The following is a 22,539-nucleotide window of genomic DNA, read 5'->3' on the forward strand; positions in this document are numbered from 1 at the left end:
AGGAGTTTTTTAACACTTATACTTTTTAATAAAATGTGTCAGAAACACGCAGATATATCGCAGAACCCTTCGCATTTTGAAGGTAGTGCAGAAGAGCTTGAAACATCTAAAAACGTTCAGGCCAATTATGCTGATTATACCAAAGGGATGAAGTTTTTCGACCCACACATTCACATGACCTCACGCACAACCGACGATTATACAGCCTTAATTGATGCGGGAGTAGTGGCAATTATCGAACCAGCTTTTTGGTTGGGGCAACCTCGTACGGGCCTAGCCTCATTCAAGGATTATTTTAGTAGTTTAGTAGGTTGGGAACGCTTTCGTTCATCTCAATTTGGTATCAAACATTACTGTACTATTGGTTTAAATTCTCGTGAGGCAAATAATGAGCCTTTGGCTGAGCAGGTAATGGAAATTTTACCCTTATTTTTGTATAAAGAAGGAGTAGTTGGTGTAGGAGAAATTGGATTTGACGACCAAACTGCCGCTGAGGAGAAATTTTATCGCCTACAACTCGAACTGGCTAAGGAAGCCAATTTACCAGTACAAGTACACACGCCTCACCGCGATAAAAAGAAAGGTACTGAACTAAGTATGGCGATTGCCCTTGAGCATGGCATCGACCCAAGTATGGTGATTATTGACCATAACAACGAAGAAACTGTTGAAAGTGTATTAGAAAAAGGCTTTTGGGCAGCATTTACCATTTATCCTTTTACCAAAATGGGGAACGAACGTATGGTAGAAATTGTAAAGAAATATGGTTCGGAGAGAATCATGGTCAATTCTGCGGCTGACTGGGGAATTAGCGACCCACTGGCTGTGCCAAAAACCGCCGCATTAATGAAAATTAAGGGTGTCTCTGATGAAGATATTCGTTTGGTAACTTATCAAAATGCCATTGATGCCTTTGCACAAAGTGGACAAATCAATGTAGCTGATTTTGAAACACCACAGGTAATTGACCAAAGCCTGAAATTTAATGGAAATACGGTTTTACGTGGTGGACAAATTCCAAGAATTGATAAAAATTCATTGATAATTAGTTAATTACACAATGTTTTACCCATTAAAATGGGTAAGTAGGAAACAACCGATGAAAAGTATATTTAGCGACTAAAGTCGCTAAATATACTTTAAAATAAATCCGTTGTTTCTTTAAAAAGTGAATTCATTCACTGAACAAAATATCAAAAATCAAACTTACGACTTTGAACCTAAAGGCCTACTTACAACTCACTCGCCCTGCCAATGTCATCACGGCTATTGCTGATATTTTGGCGGGTATTTCGATTGCTTGTTTTTCAGTAAATTTTGAAGAAATCCCTCTTCAAAATGTATTTTTTTTGTGTATTTCTACGATTGGGCTTTATGCTGGGGGTATTGTTTTTAACGATATTTTTGATTTAGAATTAGATAAAATCGAACGCCCCGAAAGAGTAATTCCAAGCGGAAGAGTAAGTAAAAACAATGCACTTATCTTTGGTGTTTTACTATTACTAATAGGCGTTTTAGCAGCATTAGGCAATAGCTTTACGAGTGCAAACATCGCTGTATTAGTAGCAGCTTCTGCTCTAATTTATGATAAATACGGCAAACATCATTCATTTTTCGGGCCTATTAATATGGGCCTTTGCCGAGGAGGTAACCTAATTTTGGGTATGAGCATCATTGATAGTGCCATTGGTGAATGGTGGTGGATTGGTCTTCTGCCAGTATGCTACATCGCTGCTATTACAATGATTAGTCGAGGAGAAGTACACGGAGGCAATAAGAGCACCTTGTATTTTGCCGCATTTTTATACGTCTTGGTTAGCACTTTTCAGTTGATTATCTCTTTTAATTTGGGAAATCTGCTGATTACCTCAGGATTTGTAATTTTGCACATTTATTTGATTTTCAAACCTTTAATTACAGCTATTACTAACCCAATTGGGCCAAATATCGGTAAAGCAGTAAAAGCAGGTGTCTTGTCACTGATAGTAATGGATGCCGCTTGGGTGAGTGTTTCAGGTAACATCATTTTGGCTTTGGCCGTTCTATGCTTACTGCCTATTTCTATCCAGTTGGCAAAGATTTTTGCAGTAACTTAAACAAAACGACAATAAATTTACCACTAATTCTATTTATTCAATCCATTCGATGAATGTAATTCAGCAGTCTTTTCAAGTACCATTTACTTTCAATATAGTTTTCACGAAAGACCTTTTTTCGACTGAAAATCATGAGTTTAGTAAGTTTTTATCAAACTTTGGTGATAATAGTTTTCAAAAGAAAATTTTATTTTTGATTGATGCTGGTGTTGCTGAGGCTCACCCTAAACTCCAAAATGCTATCAAAACATACTTTCAAGGAGTAAGCAACATCAATTTAGTAGAAGAAATTTTGGTATTGCCCGGTGGGGAACAAGTGAAGAATAATACAAAATATTTAGACGAAACCCTTTTGGCAATTAATAAATACGGCATCGACCGACATTCTTTTGTAGCAGCCATTGGTGGTGGAGCTTTTTTAGATATGGTTGGCTATGCCTCAACGATTGCCCATAGAGGTGTAAAGCATATACGAATTCCAACTACGGTTCTTTCTCAAAATGATTCTGGGGTGGGTGTAAAAAATGGTGTTAATTTCTTAGGGAAAAAGAATTTTCTCGGTACTTTCTCACCACCTGTTGCGGTATTCAATGACACTAACTTCTTAACAAGTCTCTCTGACCGTGATTGGCGTTCGGGAATTTCAGAAGCCGTAAAAGTGGCTTTAATAAAAGATTTGCCTTTTTTTGAATGGCTTGAAGCAAATGCACTTGCTATGGCTAATCGTGAAATGAATATTATGCACGAACAAATCTTCCGTTCGGCCGCATTACATACTAACCATATTTCGAGCGGAGACCCTTTTGAAATGGGTTCAGCACGTCCGCTTGATTTTGGCCATTGGGCTGCCCACAAATTAGAGTATCTAACGAATTTCGAAATACGTCATGGTGAAGCAGTAGCTATCGGAATTGCACTTGATTCTATCTACTCAAAGCTTTTAGGTTTGATTTCCCAAGAAGATGTGGCTAGAATCATCACTTTACTCAAAAATCTTGGATTTACACTTTATCACGAAAAATTAGGTGAGAATGACAAGTTGAATTTGTGGGAAGGTTTAAATGAGTTTAGAGAACATTTGGGCGGCCGACTAACCATCACGATTTTAGAGAAATTGGGTAAAGGTCGAGAAATTCATGAAGTTAATTTTGAACTCATGAAACAAGCCGTCGATGAATTGAAAATGACGCTAGATTGATAAAAATTTACCACAGAGACACGGATTACAATACTACCGTTGTCTGTGTACCTACTGACAACAAATTAACAAATTCGTACAAGGATTCCAATAGTTGTCTGTGAGAACACAGACAACTGCACAGCACAGAAAAAGATTAAATATACATTTGCAAATATTCAACCATGCAAACACCATACGGGCACCTCAGTTATTGTAGTAACATTCACCCAGGCGAAGACTGGAAGGAGCATTTTTCAGTCTTACAAAGCAGTATTCCTCAAATTAAAGTATCGGTATGTCCAGATGCTTCGATGGGAATTGGACTTCGATTGGCCAATCAAGCAAGCATTGACTTATCGGAAAAATCTAATTTCGATGCTTTCAAAAAATGGCTTGATGATAATAATTGTTACGTCTTCACAATGAACGGGTTTCCATACGGTGGCTTCCACAATGTAGTAGTTAAAGACAAAGTTCACGCTCCCGACTGGACAACCCAAGAACGTACTGATTACACTATCAGAATGTTTGGTTTATTGGCTAAACTCCTTCCCGAGAACCTTTCAGAAGGGGGGATTTCTACTTCGCCACTTTCTTATCGTTTTTGGTGGAAAACAACTGATGCACTGATAGATGCTACTCAAAAAGCTACTCAAAATATGGTTTCTGTGGTAGAATCGCTTGTAGAATTGAAAGCAACTACAGGAAAAACACTACACCTTGATATTGAACCAGAACCTGATGGCATCTTAGAAAATTCTACAGAGTATCTTGATTGGTATAACCACTATCTTTTACCAATAGGAATTAAACAGCTTTCAGGGAAGGGGTTTTCGGAAGAAGAAGCAACGAATGCAATCAAAACTCATATTCAACTTTGCTACGATGTTTGTCATTTTGCAGTTGGATTTGAGCATCCACAATCGGTTATTGACAAACTAGATGCACAAGGATTAAAAGTTGGAAAAATACAAATCAGTTCGGCCTTAAAAGTAGATTTTTCGAATGATGCTACTGAAAAATTAAAGGTTATTGCTCAATACAACGAGCCAACCTACTTACACCAAGTGGTAGCACAGAAAAAAGATGGAAGTTTTGTAAAATTCCCCGACTTAACGGAAGCAATCTCAGGTTTTGATGAAAATATTTTGTCGTGGCGAGTACACTTCCACGTTCCTTTATTCATTGAAAACTATGGAATGTTGGCATCCACTCGAAGCGATATTGAGGATACTATCAATGTTCATAAACAAAAACCTTTTACGAATCATCTCGAAATTGAAACATATACATGGGGAGTTTTACCAACTGAGTTTCAAGCACCACTTAACGAATCAATTATCAGAGAAATTAATTGGGTAAAAGGGCTTTTGTGATTTTTCAAGTCAATTTGATATTCTCTTTAGTTTCCATCGGCTAAAATAAACGGCGAAGAGATAAAAATAGTGTAAATACTACAAAGAAATGAAAAAAACAGTAGTTATAGATATAGTTGGACTTAGCTCAAGTGTTATTGGCGAGCATACGCCATTTATACAGCAGTTTATCAATAAAAATAAACTAACGCACATAAAACCAGCTTTTCCTGCGGTTACTACAACTGCACAAAGCTACTATCTTACAGGTAAAACTGCTACTGAGCACGGAATTGTGGGCAATGGTTGGTATGACCGTGAAGCTAATGAAATGAAGTTTTGGAAGCAATCAAACAAACTTGTTCATGCCGAAAAAATTTGGGAAGCAGCTAGACAAAAAAATTCAAATTTTACTGTTTCTAAGATGTTTTGGTGGTATAATATGTATTCTTCGGCGGATTTTTCGGCTACCCCACGACCACAGTATCATTCTGACGGTAAAAAGGAGCCAGACTGCTATACCTATCCTGCCGATTTACGAGATAAACTTCAAGCCAAATTTGGAACTTTCCCATTGTTTAAATTTTGGGGGCCTAATACCAGCATTGACTGTTCAAAATGGATTGCTAACGCAGCCTTAGAAGTTGATAAAGAAAATGACCCAACGCTTACGCTCATTTACTTGCCACACTTAGATTATTGTTTACAAAAATTTGGCGTAGATTTTAATAAAATCGCTAAAGATCTACACGAAATTGATGATTTAGTGAAGGAATTGGTAGAATATTATGAAGCAAAAAATGCCAATGTCATTCTACTTTCGGAGTATGGAATTAATAATGTGAGTAACCCTATTCACATTAATCGTATTTTAAGAGAAAACGGACTTTTATCGGTCAGAGTTGAAAGTGGTCATGAGTTACTTGATGGTGGAGCATCGAAAGCATTTGCCGCCGCAGACCACCAAATTGCCCATATTTACATCAACGATTTAACTCAAAAAGAGCGAATCAAATCTATTCTATCTAAAGTAGAAGGAATCGCTTTGATAATGGACGAAGCCGAAAAACAAGAGCACAATATTGACCACCAGCGAGCAGGAGATTTGGTTTTAATGGCCAAAGCCGATAGTTGGTTTACATACTATTACTGGTTTGATGATAAAGTTGCTCCTGATTTTGCCCGTAGTGTAGATATTCATAACAAACCCGGTTACGACCCCGTTGAAATGTTTATGAATCCTAAAAATCCGTTCATTAAACTTCGTGCCGCTTATAAATTAGCTCGAAAATTATTAGGATTCCGATATAGAATGGATGTGATTCCACTTGATGCAACTTTAATTAAAGGTTCACATGGTACACTTGATATTGGTAAAGAATATTATCCTGTTTTGATAAGTAATCAAAAAACTTCTGATGAAATTGCGGCAACTGATGTATATAATGTGATTTGGAATAGTATTTTTGAAGAAAAATAAACACTTCAAACAATGAATAAACTATTCTTATTTCTAATCTTAGTTGGAAATTTAACATTTGCTCAGAAACAGGAGACTACGCCTGAGTCATTGGCTCAAAAGCAGTTAGAAGCCTACAATGCTCACAATATTGATGCCTTTGTTGAGCCTTATGCTGATGATGTAGAAATTTATGGTTTCCCTGATAAATTACTCTACAAAGGCAAAGAAACCATGAGAAAAGATTACGGAGAATTCTTTAAAAATACCCCAAAACTTCATTGTGAACTAAAAAATCGCATTGTTCAAGGCAACACAGTAATTGATAAAGAATACATCACGGGTGCGGGTAAAACCTTTGAAGCGGTTGCTATTTATCAAGTAGAAAACAATAAAATTAAAAAGGTTTATTTTATTCAATAAGCCAAATATAGATGCAAAATCTCCGAACCGTAAATATTACTCGTTACGTAACACCTTTGCGAGAAGGTGGTTCATTACCAGCCATTGTCGAAGCCGATGATGGCTTTTTATATGTTATCAAATTTCGTGGGGCAGGACAAGGTGTAAAAGCTCTCATTGCTGAATTAATTGGCGGAGAACTGGCTCGTTTTCTAGGTTTGAAAATGCCTGAAATGGTTTTTGCTATGCTCGATGATAGTTTTAGCAAGACAGAGCCAGATGAGGAAATCCAAGATTTACTGCAAGCAAGTGTTGGGCAAAATCTGGGTGTACATTATCTTTCAGGCTCAATAACCTTCGACCCAGTCATTTCGGAAGTTTCTCCCCTACTTGCTTCACAAATTGTTTGGTTAGATTGTATTCTGACAAATGTTGACCGCACTTTCAGGAATACCAATATGCTTATGTGGCACAAAGAATTATGGTTGATTGACCACGGTGCCTCATTGTATTTTCATCATTCATGTGATAGCTGGGAATCACAAGCCGAACGCCCATTCGCTGCCATTAAAGACCATGTTTTGCTTCCCAAAGCCAGTGAACTTGATAGTGTCAATCAGGCTTTCAAGCAAAAACTCAATTCAGAAATTATTAGAGAAATTACCTCTCTAATTCCAGATGAATGGCTATTGGCTGATACTTATGATGAAACTGCCGAAGACCGTCGAGCAGTTTATACCAAATTCATAGAAAAACGTTTAGAAATCTCTGATTTATTAGTAAAAGAAGCCCAAAATGCAAGAAAAAGTCTTATATGAATACGCTGTCATTCGGGTAGTTCCAAAGGTTGAGAGAGAGGAGTTTCTGAATGTAGGCATCATTTTATACTGTGCCAAGCAGCATTTTTTAAAGTCAGTTTTCAAGATTGATGAAGCACGAATACGTGCATTTTCAAGTAATATTGATTGCGAAGAACTGAATGATTATCTCGAAACTTGGCAAAAAATCTGTAGTGGGGGCAAAAATGGGGGTCCAATTGGGAGCTTGGCAATATCGGCCCGCTTCAGATGGTTGACAGCCACTCGCAGTACGATTATTCAGACCTCAAAAGTACATCCGGGCTACACCCAAAATGCCGAAGAAACGATGAATTGCTTGTTTAATGAATTAGTATTATGAACTCACAAGTACTACAAGATTTAGTAAAAATTCAGATGCCATTTGGGAAATATAAAGGAAGATTCATTTGTGATTTACCTGAGTATTATTTGATTTGGTATCATAATAAAGGCTTCCCCGCAGGAAAGTTGGGAATGTTATTGGCTACTATGTACGAAATAAAAGTCAATGGATTGGAGTATTTATTAAAACCTTTGAAATAAATAAAAACAAAGGAAGTCTTCGCTTTAAGCGAAGGCTTCCTTGAAAAAATTTCCTTAAAAACTAATAGAAAATATGTCTGAAATAAAAACCGCACTCATCACAGGAGGCTCAAAAGGAATTGGCTATGGTGTAGCCGAAGTTTTAATCAAAGAAGGAATAAAGGTAACCATCACAAGCCGTACCCAAGAAGCTGCCGAAAAAGCAGCCACTGAATTAAATAAAATCAAAGAAGGATATGCTTTGGGGATTGAATCAGATGTAAGAAATTTAGCATCTCAGCAGCACGCCGTTGATACTGTTTTAAAAACTTGGGGACGCCTCGACTACTTTATTGCCAATGCAGGCGTTGGACACTTCGCTCCTATTCAATCGCTTTCGGTTGAACAATGGCAAGAAACCATTGACATCAATCTCACAGGTGTATTTTACAGTACTAAAGCTTCTTTAGAAGCACTAAAAGCATCAAAGGGTTATTTCATCAGCATAGCTAGTTTGGCAGGTACCAACTTCTTTGCTAATGGAAGTGCATACAATGCCAGTAAATTTGGATTAGTTGGTTACACCCAAGCCATTATGCTTGATTTAAGAAATGAGGGAATAAAGGTTAGCACAATTATGCCGGGTTCGGTTGCAACTTATTTTAATAATCACGAACCAAACGAGAAAGATGCATGGAAAATCCAGCCAGAAGATATTGGGCAAATAGTATCGGATTTAATTAAGATGCCAGCTCGTACGCTACCAAGCAAAATCGAGGTTCGTCCAACAATGCCGAAGTAAATTTAAAATGAAGGGAATCTTCGCTTAAAACGAAGATTCCCTTAAATATTATTTCTGCTTATAAATTTTACCATCTTTCATTACAAAAGCAACATTCATCATTGCTTTAGCATCCTGAAGTGGGTCTCCTTCTACCGCCACAATATCAGCAAATTTACCTTTTTCTATCGAACCTAATTCTTCTTTCATTCCCAGAACAGTGGCATTTACGATAGTAGCAGATTTAATAGCTTCCATCATTGGCATGCCACCCTCAACCATATACTGAAACTCTTTCGCATTATATCCATGCGGGAAAACCCCAGCGTCAGTACCAAACGCAACTTTTACACCAGCTTTATATGCTTTAGCAAAAGTAGCAGCAATTTGCTTAGAAGTTTCGATTGCTTTAGGTACTACTAATGGGTGATAATAACCCGGTACTTTCACCGAATCTCCTACGGTTTTTCCTGCAATTATAGTTGGCACATAATAAGTACCATGTTTTTTAAATAATTCAATAGCTTCATCGTCCATGAAAGTTCCGTGCTCAATCGTTGTTACACCAGCACGAATTGCACGCTTCATTCCTTCAGCACCATGAGCATGAGCCGCCACAATAAAACCATAATCTTTGGCAGTTGAAACAATTGCTTCGATTTCGTTTTCGGTAAATTGTGGTCCTTTACCATTTTTTGCCACACTTAACACACCACCCGTAGCTGTAATTTTGATACAATCAGCACCATCTTTGTAGCGTTGACGAACTGCCTGACGGCCTTCTTCTGGGCTGTTTACAACACCATCCGTAACATCATCAGGTACGGTATATTTTGAACTATTAATTCCGTTAGTTGGGTCGCCGTGCCCACCAGTTGTTGCAATTGTTTTACCAGAAGTAAAAATTCTTGGACCAACAGTTAAACCCTTAGTAATAGCATTACGCAGCGAAATATTTACGCCCGATCCACCCAAGTCACGCACACTTGTAAAACCTGCCATCAAGGTCGTATTGGCATGTTTTTGTGCCTCAAAAGCAATATCAGCCATATTTTGGCTCATACGTTTTAAATATTGGTCTTTACTGGTTTCACTTTCAATATGCACGTGCATATCAATCCAGCCAGGAGTAACTGTTCGGTTTTTCAAATCTACTACTTTGTCGTTTGCTTGAGCTGCCGTATAACCTGACTGCACATCAGTTATACGATTCTTTTCAACGACGATTGTCATTTGTGATTTCGGTGTATTGCTCACACCATCAATCAACGTTCCACAATGAATGAGTGTACGTTGAGCAAAAGCCGAAACCGACAAGCCAAGGGCAAGAGCCAAAAGGTAAGTTTTTTTCATTGAGATGTTTTTTAGTTTAGGAGGAAAATAACGATTAAATCGACCCGATAAAAGTAAGATTTTTTTTATGAGTTGTATAAATAAATAGGCGAAAAGATTTTTTTCAGAGACATCCAACAAAAAAGGCTTTCCTTTGAAGGAAAGCCTTTCGAATATATGAGCAGAAAGCTTTAGTTTTTAGGTACTAAAACACCATTTGCTTCAAATGCTAATTCAGTTTTTGGTTCTGTAATTTTAGCAATTTCATCCTTGCTTTTGCCTGCATCTTCTGCGTAATGGCGAAGTTCTTCAACTGAAGTTGTTTTTGTTTTTGCATTTCCTTCAAACACAATTGTTTTCCCTGTAATATCTTTTGGCACAAAGAAACCATAATCTTTAAAAGTTACACGCATCGTTTGTCCATCATCCATTTTTACCTTCATCCAACAACCTTTTACCTGACAAACTGATTCAACTACCCCAGTTACTTTAGCATTTAAAGTGCCTTTTTCAGCTGCTTTTTTTGCTAAATCGCTCGTTGTTATAGCTCCACTTGGTTTAATTTTTTCGCCGAAGCTATCATATTTTTGACCGAAAGAAACATTGATTATAAAAGTAATTGCGAGAAGTGTTATGAATTTTTTCATTGTTTGGAATTATTTATTTGTTTTAAAATTTGTTGCATTATACAGAATCATCTGAATTATTTATAGGAAATTTTATACTTATTTTACTAATCAATCACTGTCACCCAGCCTTTACAGTCGACTCCAGTATCAGTTTTAATGGTGTAATAATAAGTACCTGATGCGATGCCGTTTCCCCAATCATTCTGATAGTTTTTTGAATTAAATATCATTTTTCCGAAGCGATTATATATTTCAACCGTGGCATTCTTGAATCCAGTTACAAAGGTATCATTTTTTCCATCATTGTTAGGCGTTAATACATTCGGAACTTTTCCATCACCTTCAGGAATATCAACATTTTTTGTAATAACCATTTCACAACCAATTTTATTATAAGCCTTCAAACTAACCGAATAAATGCCCCCTTTTTGAAAACGATAGGCCGTTGGAACTACTGATTTCACGGAATCTTGATTGCCAAAATCCCAAGTAAAAGTACTCGCATTAATGCTTTTATTATAAAAAGTCAATTCATAAGGTTTATCACAAAATTGGGTAAGACTATAATCAAAGTCTGGCTTGAAGGAATTATCAATGATTACAGTGGTAGTTCTGGTTGGTTTACAACCATCTAAATATTCACCTTTCACTGAATAAGTTGTTGTTTCGGTTGGTTTTACCGTAATTTGTTTAGCTACAGTATCTTTCAAAGAGGTACCTGACCACGTAAACTTGGTAGCATTTCCAATTGCGGTAAGGGTCACGCTTTGTCCAGCACAAATTTCTTTTCCACCCGTCGCTTGAAAATCAATTTTGTTATCCTCAACCTTGATGGTCACATCTTTCGACATAGTGCAACCATCTTTCTCCACTACAACGGTATATTTTGTAGTTGTTTTAGGAGTAGCAAGTGGGTTTGGGATATTTGAATTATTTAAATTAGTTGTAGGCGACCAAGTGTATTTATTTCCCCCTTCCGCTAATAATTGTACAGGGGAATCTGGACAAACTAACGTATCTTTTCCTGCTTTGGCGATAAAACCTTTTACCAAGATTTTCTTCACAGTTGAATCGGTGGTTCGGCATGTAATTTTATTAAATATTCGTAGCTTAATCGTATATTCTCCAGGATTAGTGAAATTAAAATTCACATCTTTTAATCTTGAAATTACTGTTCCATTAAATTCCCATTCGTAGGTTTTAGCACCAACACTCAAATTATTGAAATTCAAACGAGCAGGAGCACAAATTTCGGTAACCGTTTGGTTTGATGCGTTTTTAATTTCAAAATCCGCTTTTAGAGCATCTATGCTAAATTTAAAAGCAGCCATATTACAATTTGTACTCATGTGACGCGGCTGATAAGCATTTTTAATTGGAAAAGTAGCCACTGCCTGCCCTTGCCGCGGTAAACACGAACAGGCAGTATGATAGATAATTCCGTTTTTATCGAATCTACAAGTACCGCCATCGAGGTGGTCGCCTACTTCACCTTCAGATATTGGCGGAGCAGATGCACCAAAAAAAGTAGCATAAAGTAAAGACTTTGCTCCTTTTTCGAGTATCATGAAATAATAATTACTTCCCGTGGTGGTGGTTTGATAAGCATCCGAAGTAATAGGCAAACCAGTGGTAGTACTATTTCGATTTAAATTTCTACTAACCGCAGCATTTACTTTTCCCCCCCAACCAGAAAGGTAGATATTCCCACAATCATTTACTAAGAAGGCGGTCGGAACTATATCAATTTTACCAATTCCCCGACCCGTGCCTACAACAGTTGAAAAAACACTTTTTGTTAAGTTTTTATCAAAGCAATGAATAAACTGGCCACTTTTAGGATTATTATAAACATCTCCAGAAACAGGATATTGACCTAAAGTTAAGCCAAAAACATAGACATTTTCCTCTTTATCAGTTTCTATAAAGAAATTTACATCAGCATCTTTTGTTCCTACATAAGTAAGTTGTTCGATTACACCCTCTGTACTAAACTTGGCAATAAAACCATCTCCACTACCTGCGTAGCTTGGGGCGAAGGCTCCACTTTTCGTTGCCAAATTTGCACTAAAAGTTTGTCCACAAACATAGATTTTGCCATTTTGTGTTACTTTGATACCGTAGGCCGCATCAAAATTATTTCCGCTTAAATATGTACTCCATAAAAGTTGCGTACAAGCTCGATTAAGTTTACAGACGACCCCATCAAAACCCTCACCCTTCGTCGCTTGTGATTGATTTACAAGTGGGAAATCTGAAGAAGCTGTAATAGAAGCAAAATAAATATTATCATCATTATCAACTATTACTTCCCCTCGATATTCATCTCCATAATTTTTGATGTTTAAAGCACGTGTATCATTAAAACCATCATTGGCTTTACCTCCAACATACGTACTACCCACTAAACTTTTACCATCGGCACTCAACACGGCAACAAAAATATCGGTTCCTCGCTCAAAACCAATTCCTGTAAAATTAGGGTCTTGGTCGGCAGCGGAGAGAGAAGAATAAATACCAATCAAGCTTCCGCCAGCAAAGGTTTTTTGATAAGACGAACGATTAACAGGAAAATCATTGGAAGATGTTGTACCAAAAACAACCAATTCTCCTTTCGAATTTGCCACTAAACTATGAGCAACCTCTGAGGCATTTCCACCTAAATAAGTAGAATAAAGTAGCTGAGAGCCATCAGAACTAAACTTCATAATTACTACATCTGTAACTCCATAACCCGCAATATTTTCTGCACTTGACGCAGTGGTAGAACTCCCTTTTATTTGAAAGGCTCCGTTTGTTACTGGAAATTCAAGTCCAAACACAGTGCCACCGGCAAATAAATTACCATCAGCATCATATGTGGCTGTCTGAGCCCAATTATCAGATTTTGAACCAGAATATGTAGAAAACACAAGTTCTGGGTCAATAATTAGCGGTTTTGAGGCATCATACTTTTCGGGAAATTCAAAACTTACTTCATTATTATTGATACGAAATTTCGATTTCACATCAATTGTTGTTCCGTTTTGGGTTTGAAAAGTGTAAGGTTCAAACTCCTTCACTACATTGACAGAAGTTTTATAAAGCAACTGGCCATTTTCGGAACTAAGATGCTCCAAACCCTCATACCTCATTCTAATCTTCGAAACATCTGCTTGAGGTTTAGCAATGTATTCGTATTTGAGTGATTGTTCGAAACTATAAAGTTTGAAATCTATATTTGGATAAATATCTTTAATATATAGCTCATCAAAAGCTGTTACACTCGATTTCCATTTGGTGGGGTCATTACCAAGGAAGTAATTATATGTAGTTGTATTAGGAGAAACAGCTTCTATTTTTGGAGTAAGATTAGCATCTTTGAAAGTCATTTCATAGGCGTGTCCTTTGATAGGTCCAATCGTTTTTCTACCCGATTTTGCATCTAATCCGCCTGTATGAATCGTTGATAATGCCTCAGTATCGTAAAACACATACTGAACACCCGTATTTTTAACTAATAAGTAGCCGCCGGGAATATCTGCACGGTATCTAACAGAAGCCTCCCACTGTCCTTCATTTCGAATAAATCTGATTGAGGGCTTGGGAGTGGCAAAGGTCACAATTACATTAACTGCAAAAAAGATTAGTAATAGATATTTCATTGGCAAAGCATGATTCACGCATTTATAAACATACTATTTTGACGTTTCTATTATTCAGAGTAACATAAAATTTATTGTGAATGCTCTACAAATGGGGCAATGTAACCACAAATGTACTGCCCTTTCCCTCTTCACTCGTTACATTAATACGGCCTTGATGCATATCAATAATTCTTCGACAAACCGATAAGCCAATGCCATGCCCACGGTATTTAGAAGCATTGGCGGTTCGATAAAAAGGCTCAAAAATTTTGCTTAACTCACCAGCAGCAATACCTATACCATTGTCTTTTACGGCCACAATACAATGTTTTTCATTGAAGCGAATCTTTGCTTCAGCTCGGTGGTCGGGTGAGTATTTACAGGCATTTTCTAATAAATTCGTAAAAACAGTGAGTAACAATGCTTCATTTCCATTCGTACTCACCCACTCATCATCATCGGGGATATCATCGAAATCGATTGAAATATTATATTCACTATTTTGACTTTGCACTTCTTCTTGAGCTTTAAATAACAATTCGTCCAATCTAGTGGGTTTCATTAGTAAACTATTATCACGATTCTCTGATTTAGCTAACTGTAACAAACCATTCGTCAACTGAATAAGTCGCTGATTATCAATCAGTAAAGACCGCAGAATTGCTTTGTATGCATCGGGGGTACGGTCTTGCTCTAATGCAATCTGGATTTCCGATTTTATGGCCGCCAAGGGCGTTCGTAACTCATGTGAAGCATTGGATACAAAGCTTTTTTGGAGTTCGAAAGAACGCTCCAAACGCTCAAGCATCTGATTAAAATTAAGTGCCAGTTGAGCAATTTCATCTTTATTATTACCTGTATTGAGTTTCTGTTTTAAGTTATAAGCTGTAATATTGGTGATTTCGTCATTGATTTCGGCAATTGGTTTGAGTGATTGCCCAGCGAAGATAATTCCTAAGAAAATTGTCAGTAAAATTCCTATAATAAAACTAATCAATAAAGTATCACGAATATTCTTTAGCTTATCTGTTCCATATTTATCACGAGCCGATGCCACCACCACATAAGATTTACCATCTTCGCTCTTATACATTGTTCCAATTACTTGGTTATCCCAATCGCTAGTTTCTATGTATTTCTGTCTTCGAACTTGGTTCAAAAAATCAGGACTAAACAAAAACTTTTCAGCCTCGTAACTAGCATAAACCAATTCGTTTTTTTCGTTAAACATCAAAACTTTCTCGGCATTCAATTTGCTCAGAAAGGTCTTATTTGCATCACGGAGTTTCTTTTTATCTTTTTCCGTAATTTTTAATTCTTTCAAAAGTCCAGCGGTAAGAATCGCACGGTCATTTAGACGGTTATAAAATTCTTGCTTACGAAAGTTCTCAGAAGTATAATAGACCGCCAATGAGAAAATCGTGAGAATCAAAGCAATGATTATCGTAAACTGAATTGCTATTTTAGTGCGAATCTGCATAAGTTATGTACCGTACCTCTAACCATTAGTGGCTTCGAAGACTACGGCTTTGCTAAAGACGTAATTTTGACTAAATTTGAAACGGGTCAGTCACACAGTGAAGCCCCAAAACAAATTTAAGAAACAATTAGCAAAATATATGCAAATTCATGTAATTGATGCGGGCCACTTTAAATTAGACGGTGGAGCAATGTTTGGGGTTGTACCGAAAAGCATTTGGAATAAACAAATGCCAGCAGATGAAAATAATCTTTGTAGCTGGGCTATGCGTTGTTTATTAATCGACACTGGTAAACAACTAATACTGATTGATAGCGGCATGGGGGATAAACAAGATGCCCGTTGGCAAGGTTTTTATTTTCGCCATGGCGATGGAGACCTCATGACTTCCATCAAAAAAGCAGGTTATTCTCCAAATGAAATCACAGATGTATTAAGTACACATTTGCATTTCGACCATTGTGGAGGCAGCGTAAAATGGAATACAAGTAAAGACCGCCTCGAATTAGTATTCCCGAATGCCAATTACTGGACTCACTCTGAACATTGGGCAACAGCAACAAAACCCAATCCAAGAGAAAAAGCTACTTTCTTGAAAGAAAACATTATGCCTATGCAAGAAACAGGGGCTTTACAATTTACAGATAAAATAATAAACCCATTTGGCGAAAACATTGAGCTGCTCTATGCAGAAGGCCACACCGAAAAGATGATTATGCCGAAAATAAAGCACGGAGACAAAACTTATCTATATATAGCCGATACCATTCCATCGCATGCTCATATCCCTGTACCTTATGTAATGGGTTATGATGTGCGTCCGCTTCAAACAATGACAGAAAAAGAAACGTTATTAAAGCAAGCCGTTGATGAAAACTGGACAATTATCTTCGACCATGACCCTACCCACGAAGCAGCTACGGTTCAACTGACTGAAAAGGGTTATCGGGTTGGAGATTTTGAGAAAGTTTCTTGAGTCTTATGCTATTCAAAAATTTTATCATTCACACATTGTATTAACAAAAATATGAAAATAGGAATTGCTTTATCGGGTGGAGGAAGTAGAGGTTTTGCACATTTAGGTGCTTTAAAAGCCCTCAATGAAATGGGTATTAAACCCGATATTATTACAGGCACAAGTGCTGGCTCGATTGTAGGAGCTCTAACCGCTGCAGGTTATTCACCTGATTTTATTTTCGAAACTATCCAATCTTTGGGAATTATTAATTCTCTCAAATTTGCATTTAACCGTTTTGGTTTATTCAAAATGGAGAAAGTGGAAGAAATCTTTTTGAAATATATTCCCCATAATTCATTCGAAAAGCTCAAACTACCTTTGATAGTTTGTGCAACTGATATCATTGAAAGTCAGCCAATCTATTTCAGCAAAGGAGAGCTCATCAAGCCAATTATGGCGTCTTGTAGTATTCCCGGAATTTTTGAACCCATCAAATTTCAAGATAAAATACTGGTTGATGGCGGCATTTTGAATAACCTACCCGTTGAACCTTTAGAGGGCATTTGTGACTTTATCATCGGTGTAAATGTAACTCCCGTAAGTAATAGTATGGCCATAAATTCGGCCAAAGATATTCTAATGAAAAGCCTCTACCTAGCCATTCGAAATAACTCCGGAGCAAAACTTAAAAGGTGTGATATTGCTATTGAACCTGATGAAATTTATAATTATAATGGCTTAAGTATGGCCAAAGCCAAAGAGATGTATCAATTAGGTTATGAACATGCCCTAAGAGCGGCCGAAGGAAAACTTTCGCATATACTCTAAAAACCATTAATTTTGAATTCGTTCTAAATAAAAAGTATGCCTTCTAGCATAAAAGTAGAATTTAGTGAACTTTGGCATCAAATTAGATAATTTTTTTCTAGGAAAACCGTTTAAAACAAAGGTATTTATCATCCAACTTTAAAGTTTAAGTGCAAAGACTATATATACTGATAACTATTTTAGTACTTACTGCCTCTTGTTCGCAGTTTAGTAACTCCATTACCAGCAAAGCATGGCATAATGCTAATGCTCGCTTCAATTCGCTTATTATTGCTCGTGAAAACATGAAGCAAGCAGAAAAAGACCTATTTGATAAGAGAGTTGAAAATTATAGTTCTTTGATGACAATCTATCTACCCATTGATTCTATCAAAAGTCAAGCAGTGGCAACCAATTTAAAGGAAGTAATTGAAAAAACTTCATTAATTGCCGAACGTCATTCAAATTCAAAATATTTAGGAGAAGCCTATATTCTACTTGGAAAAGCTCGATTATTGAAGGAAGATTTTCTAAATGCCATTGAAGTATTTAAATACATTAATTCAACCCAAAGTAATGAAAACGATAAGCATTCGGCATTGGTTTGGTTAATGAGGGCATATACCGAAGAAAAAGACTACGATACTGCCCTAAAAGTTGCAGAAGTGCTTCGTACACTTGACTTGAACAAAGAAAATACCAGAGATTTTTATCTGACAAAAGCCTATTTGCACCAACGTCGTGAAGAGTTTGCCATCTCTGCCGCCATTGCAGAAGAAGCCATTAAATTGGTGCCCAAGGGGGAACAAAAAGCCCGCATACATTTTGCGATTGGGCAAATGTATGATATGATTGGTCAACCAGCCAAGGCTATTCCTCATTTTCAGGCTGTAGCCCAAAATCGACCAAATTATGATATGGAGTTTTATGCCCGCATGAATACCCTACTTGATGAAGCTGCCTCAAGGAGAGGGAGTACCGCAGGAGTACAAGAAAACTTCAAAAAAATGCTGGTTGATAGAAAAAATTCTGACCTAAAGGATAAGATTTATTTTACGATGGGTAGTTTGGAAGTGAAAAAACAAAACTATCCCAAGGCTATCGAATACTTTAATGCTTCACTTAAAAACTCAAAAGGTAATAGCACTCAAAACGCTTATACTTATCTTGAATTAGCGGAATTGCATTATAATCAATTAGGAAAATACGATTTAGCAAGTATGTACTATGATAGTACGCTTACGGCTTTACCTAAAACTTCTTCTGATTATGAGCGAATTGCAAAACGTGCCATTTCACTTGCTGATTTTGTTAAATACCAAAAAGTGCTAATCGTTGAAGATAGTTTACAACGTTTGGCAGGAATGAATCCTACGGCTCTCGATAAAACACTTGAACGTATCATCAAACAAAAAGAAGATGATGAACGTAAGATGCAAGAATTAGCCCAGAAAATAGTATCTCAAAATAGCCTTCCTGTTGAACGTATTTCAGATAAAGACCCTGAATTTAAGCGTTGGATATTGTACGACCCACTTGTAATGTCGAAAAATAAAAGTGATTTTCAACAAATTTGGGGAAATCGCCCACTCGATGATAACTGGCGTAGAAAAGATAAGGAAGCGGGCTCTATCAGTTTTAAAGTTGAGCGAGGCGTAGTTGGTCAAGAACCAAACAAGCAAGCACCTAAAATTTCGCCTGAAGAAATAAAAAAACAACAAGAACAAAAGGAATTGCTTGCTTTGGAATCGAAGAAAAAAGAGCTCTATGAAAAAATTCCAACAACACCCGAAAAACTAATCGTTTCTAAACGCAAGCAAGAAGAGGCACTTTATCAGCTTGGCAAGATTTATAAATTTCAGTTTAACGAGCCCGATAATGCTACCGAAACATTTTTAAACCTACTTAGTAGGTTTCCAAATACTGTACATGAAGTTGAAGTTTTGTATTTACTCACACTTTTATCTGATAATCAAGCATCAAGCCCTTATCGAAAAACCTTGATTGAAAAATACCCAGCTTCAACTTATGCTCGACAGCTTCTTAGAGGCAAAGTTGAAATTACGAGCGATACCGAGAGTAAAGCTAGTACAGTTTATTCTCAAGCATTTAATCTTTATTCAAACAAAAGCTATGAGTCGGCATTGAAATTAGCCGAAGACGGATTAATTACCTATACTGGTACAAGTATTGAAGATAAATTTGCCATGCTTCGCATATTCTTATTTGCCAAGACCGAGCAAAAAGAAGCGTACAAACAAGCACTAAACGAATTCATTCAAGGGTATCCTTCAAGTGCCTTGCTAGGGCGTGCAAAGGAATTAATGGCCGTTTTAGATAAAAAATAATAACACTAAAATTCGACAATACTAACCGACTAATCAATTCAATAAAAAACTTAAATACTATGATAAATAATGAATTAAGTGATGAAAATGATGTTCCTCCGATTTTAGGAACTTGGAAAAATGTATATACCTTGGTCGTTATCTCTTTGGTTGTATCTATTGTACTTTTCTACGCTTTCACCTTATACTTTTCATGACAAACCTCGACTGGATTTTACTTACTGTTACCTTACTTTTTATAATTATTTATGGTGTTTATAAAAACCATAAAGACAAAGACCTTGATGGCTATTTACTTGGTAATCAATCACTTCCGTGGTACCATGTTGGATTATCAGTTATGGCTACTCAAGCCAGTGCCATTACATTTTTATCAACAACTGGACAAGGTTTCGATGATGGAATGAGATTTGTACAGTTCTATTTTGGACTTCCATTAGCCATGATAGTTTTGTGTGTAACTTTTATTCCGATTTTTCATCGTTTAAAAGTTTATACAGCTTATGAATACCTCGAAACTCGCTTTGATGGGAAAGTTCGTGTCTTTACTGCCTTTTTATTTTTAATTCAACGTGGTCTATCGACAGGAATTTCAATTTACGCACCTGCAATTATTTTATCAACTATTTTTGGTTGGGATATTTTTTGGACCAATATTTTAATGGGCGGAATGGTTCTCACTTACACCGTTGTTGGTGGAACAAAAGCCATTTCATACACCCACCTTCAACAAATGATTGTTATTACTGTTGCCATGTTTTTAGCAGGAGTAATTGTAGTAATGATGCTACCCGAAAATATTGGTTTTGTAAAAGCTCTTAAAATTGCGGGAAAAGCCCACCATACCAATGTAGTAAGTTTTGAGTTTAATCCGAAAGACCGTTATAATCTTTGGTCTGGTTTAATTGGAGGCTTCTTCTTACAATTATCTTATTTTGGTACAGACCAATCACAAGTAGGACGTTATCTAACTGGTGAATCTATTACACAAAGTCGTTTGGGTTTAGTAATGAATGGTTTATTAAAAGTACCCATGCAATTCTTGATTTTACTTGTAGGTGTCTTGGTTTTTGTTTTCTATCAATACAATCCTGCTCCTATTTTCTTTAATAAAGTAGAAGTCGATAAATTACGTACAAGTCAATACGCACCACAGTTAGAAAGTCTTGAACAGCGATATAACGAAGTGACTGAGAAACGTAAAAATCTTTTATTAATTTCATCTAATTTAGAAGAAGAGCAGCTTAAAATTTATCAAAATAGCTTAGCTGAATCAGATTCAATTTCAAAAGCTCTCAAAAGTGAAGTGGCAGGTCTAATCAAGAAAAATAATCCATCGGCCAGCACCAATGACCGTGATTATGTGTTTCTAAGATTCGTACTCGATCACCTTCCGCATGGCCTTATTGGGCTTTTGGTTGCTGTTATTTTCGCTGCTTCGATGGGTTCAATTGCTTCGGCCTATAATTCATTGGCGGCGACATCGGTAGTTGATGTTTATCGAAAATTCAGCAAAAATACGCCAACCGAAAAGTCAGAACTCAACGCTTCCAAAGTTTCAACCGTTTTGTGGGGGCTTTTTTGTATATTTGTTGCACAATACGCCAACGAACTTGGCAATATGATAGAAGTAGTAAATGTGCTTGGTTCGCTATTCTACGGAATTATTTTAGGTGTATTTTTAGTAGCATTTTACTTCAAGAATATCGGCGGAACTGCCACATTTTGGGCAGCGGTTATTAGTCAAACTATAATTCTTGGCATTGGTATTCCGCAAGTAATTTTGAAAAAAGAATGGATAGCTTATCTATGGTTTAACCCTATTGGTTGCTTTTTGGTAATAGGTATTGCATGGATTTTGCAGAAAAATTTGAAATTAGCTAAGGTATAATTAATTATGTGCCTTCAAAAAAGAGGAGGCATTATAAAATTTTAGCTTTCTTGGCTAAAAGCTTTCCTCAAATAAGATTATGGAAAAAAAACGCATACTCATTGTAGAAGACGACCAACGATTGGCCGAAAACCTTGTTAAGGGTTTGTCTGAAAAAGAATTTGATACCGAAGTGGCCTACGATGGTCAAATCGGGCTTCGCTTTGGGCTTAGCGGTAAGTTTGACCTGATTTTGTTGGATGTAAATCTCCCACAAATGAATGGTTATGAAGTTTGTGCGAAAATCAGAGAAAAAGACCGCCAAACGCCAATTATCATGTTAACTGCATTGGGCGAAACAGATGATAAAATTACGGGCTTTGAAAAAGGTGCTGATGATTACATAGTAAAACCTTTCGAATACAGAGAATTGATTGCTCGCGTAAATGTTTTCTTAAAACGTGCTTATGCAGAGAATGAAAACAACGCAAATCTGCTTCGTATCGCAGACCTTGAAATTAACCTTGAGAGTAAAATGGCCTCACGTCAGGGTAAACACATAGACCTTACTCCTAAAGAATTTTCATTACTTGAATACTTAATACGAAATAAAGGTAAAGTAGTATCTAAAGCCGAGATTGCTGAAAAGATTTGGGAAGGAAATAATGCCGAAAATAGTTTAAATGTGATTGAAGTTTACATTAACTTCTTGCGAAAAAAAATCGACAAAGATTTTGAGCCAAAACTCATTCATACCAAAACAGGCATGGGCTATGTTTTAAAAGATGAATAACGATTCACTTCCCAGTTAAATAGATATACAAAAAAGTACACCTTATTAAATCTTAATGAAGT

Annotated in this window: 20 protein-coding genes; 16 read left to right on the forward strand and 4 right to left on the reverse strand. The window is 36.7% G+C overall.

Annotated features, from left to right (window positions below; genetic code table 11):
• Window positions 1-33 precede the first annotated feature (33 nt).
• The 10 genes from EMTOL_RS00945 (at window position 34) to EMTOL_RS00990 (ending at window position 8,655) form a co-directional block, all read left to right on the forward strand.
• Window positions 34-1,053, forward strand: coding sequence for a TatD family hydrolase (locus EMTOL_RS00945; RefSeq protein ID WP_015027380.1), 1,020 nt, complete (start codon window positions 34-36; stop codon window positions 1,051-1,053).
• Between the two features lie 161 nt (window positions 1,054-1,214).
• Complete coding sequence (gene eboC, locus EMTOL_RS00950) at window positions 1,215-2,096, forward strand: UbiA-like protein EboC (RefSeq protein WP_015027381.1); 882 nt, start codon at window positions 1,215-1,217, stop codon at window positions 2,094-2,096.
• 49 nt (window positions 2,097-2,145) lie between these two features.
• The gene (locus tag EMTOL_RS00955; protein ID WP_015027382.1) at window positions 2,146-3,294 is read left to right on the forward strand and encodes a 3-dehydroquinate synthase; all 1,149 of its coding nucleotides are present in this window, start codon (window positions 2,146-2,148) and stop codon (window positions 3,292-3,294) included.
• 164 nt (window positions 3,295-3,458) lie between these two features.
• Window positions 3,459-4,652, forward strand: coding sequence for a metabolite traffic protein EboE (gene eboE, locus EMTOL_RS00960; RefSeq protein WP_015027383.1), 1,194 nt, complete (start codon window positions 3,459-3,461; stop codon window positions 4,650-4,652).
• An 88-nt stretch (window positions 4,653-4,740) separates the two neighbouring features.
• Complete coding sequence (locus EMTOL_RS00965; protein WP_015027384.1) at window positions 4,741-6,111, forward strand: alkaline phosphatase family protein; 1,371 nt, start codon at window positions 4,741-4,743, stop codon at window positions 6,109-6,111.
• Between the two features lie 12 nt (window positions 6,112-6,123).
• Window positions 6,124-6,513 (forward strand): nuclear transport factor 2 family protein, encoded by a 390-nt coding sequence (locus EMTOL_RS00970; RefSeq protein WP_015027385.1) that lies wholly within the window; start codon window positions 6,124-6,126, stop codon window positions 6,511-6,513.
• Between the two features lie 11 nt (window positions 6,514-6,524).
• Complete coding sequence (locus EMTOL_RS00975; protein ID WP_015027386.1) at window positions 6,525-7,310, forward strand: HipA family kinase; 786 nt, start codon at window positions 6,525-6,527, stop codon at window positions 7,308-7,310.
• A complete protein-coding gene (locus tag EMTOL_RS00980; RefSeq protein WP_015027387.1) occupies window positions 7,288-7,671 on the forward strand; it encodes a DUF3037 domain-containing protein in 384 nt (127 codons plus the stop codon). Before EMTOL_RS00975 ends, EMTOL_RS00980 begins: the two co-directional genes overlap by 23 nt.
• Entirely contained in the window at window positions 7,668-7,874 is a 207-nt protein-coding gene (locus EMTOL_RS00985; RefSeq protein ID WP_015027388.1) for a DUF3820 family protein, read from the forward strand. Before EMTOL_RS00980 ends, EMTOL_RS00985 begins: the two co-directional genes overlap by 4 nt.
• 73 nt (window positions 7,875-7,947) lie before the next feature.
• Window positions 7,948-8,655, forward strand: coding sequence for an SDR family oxidoreductase (locus tag EMTOL_RS00990; RefSeq protein ID WP_015027389.1), 708 nt, complete (start codon window positions 7,948-7,950; stop codon window positions 8,653-8,655).
• Between the two features lie 48 nt (window positions 8,656-8,703).
• On the opposite strand, the gene EMTOL_RS00995 is transcribed toward EMTOL_RS00990, so the two are convergent.
• From EMTOL_RS00995 to EMTOL_RS01010, 4 genes are all read right to left on the reverse strand, one after another.
• The gene (locus EMTOL_RS00995; protein WP_015027390.1) at window positions 8,704-9,987 is read right to left on the reverse strand and encodes an amidohydrolase family protein; all 1,284 of its coding nucleotides are present in this window, start codon (window positions 9,985-9,987) and stop codon (window positions 8,704-8,706) included.
• Window positions 9,988-10,157: 170 nt separating this feature from the next.
• Entirely contained in the window at window positions 10,158-10,613 is a 456-nt protein-coding gene (locus tag EMTOL_RS01000; protein ID WP_015027391.1) for a DUF4920 domain-containing protein, read from the reverse strand.
• Between the two features lie 86 nt (window positions 10,614-10,699).
• Entirely contained in the window at window positions 10,700-14,239 is a 3,540-nt protein-coding gene (locus EMTOL_RS01005; RefSeq protein ID WP_015027392.1) for a DUF7948 domain-containing protein, read from the reverse strand.
• Between the two features lie 85 nt (window positions 14,240-14,324).
• Window positions 14,325-15,701, reverse strand: coding sequence for a HAMP domain-containing sensor histidine kinase (locus tag EMTOL_RS01010; protein ID WP_015027393.1), 1,377 nt, complete (start codon window positions 15,699-15,701; stop codon window positions 14,325-14,327).
• 139 nt (window positions 15,702-15,840) lie between these two features.
• Between EMTOL_RS01010 and EMTOL_RS01015 the strand changes: the two genes are divergently transcribed.
• From EMTOL_RS01015 to EMTOL_RS01035, 6 genes are all read left to right on the forward strand, one after another.
• The gene (locus tag EMTOL_RS01015; protein ID WP_015027394.1) at window positions 15,841-16,677 is read left to right on the forward strand and encodes an MBL fold metallo-hydrolase; all 837 of its coding nucleotides are present in this window, start codon (window positions 15,841-15,843) and stop codon (window positions 16,675-16,677) included.
• Between the two features lie 51 nt (window positions 16,678-16,728).
• Window positions 16,729-17,487, forward strand: coding sequence for a patatin-like phospholipase family protein (locus EMTOL_RS01020; protein ID WP_015027395.1), 759 nt, complete (start codon window positions 16,729-16,731; stop codon window positions 17,485-17,487).
• A 149-nt stretch (window positions 17,488-17,636) separates the two neighbouring features.
• On the forward strand, window positions 17,637-19,814 hold the full coding sequence (gene porW, locus EMTOL_RS01025; protein ID WP_015027396.1) for a type IX secretion system periplasmic lipoprotein PorW/SprE: 2,178 nt from the start codon (window positions 17,637-17,639) through the stop codon (window positions 19,812-19,814).
• Window positions 19,815-19,873: 59 nt separating this feature from the next.
• Window positions 19,874-20,011: a hypothetical protein gene (locus tag EMTOL_RS22325; RefSeq protein WP_015027397.1), complete on the forward strand. Its 138-nt coding sequence runs from the start codon at window positions 19,874-19,876 to the stop codon at window positions 20,009-20,011.
• On the forward strand, window positions 20,008-21,705 hold the full coding sequence (locus tag EMTOL_RS01030; RefSeq protein ID WP_015027398.1) for a sodium:solute symporter family protein: 1,698 nt from the start codon (window positions 20,008-20,010) through the stop codon (window positions 21,703-21,705). The genes EMTOL_RS22325 and EMTOL_RS01030 overlap by 4 nt, the downstream gene beginning before the upstream one ends.
• A 79-nt stretch (window positions 21,706-21,784) precedes the next feature.
• On the forward strand, window positions 21,785-22,477 hold the full coding sequence (locus EMTOL_RS01035; protein WP_015027399.1) for a response regulator transcription factor: 693 nt from the start codon (window positions 21,785-21,787) through the stop codon (window positions 22,475-22,477).
• Window positions 22,478-22,539 lie beyond the last annotated feature (62 nt).

Origin of the sequence: Emticicia oligotrophica DSM 17448, from assembly GCF_000263195.1 — a bacterium.
GTDB classification, from domain to species: Bacteria; Bacteroidota; Bacteroidia; order Cytophagales; family Spirosomataceae; genus Emticicia; species Emticicia oligotrophica.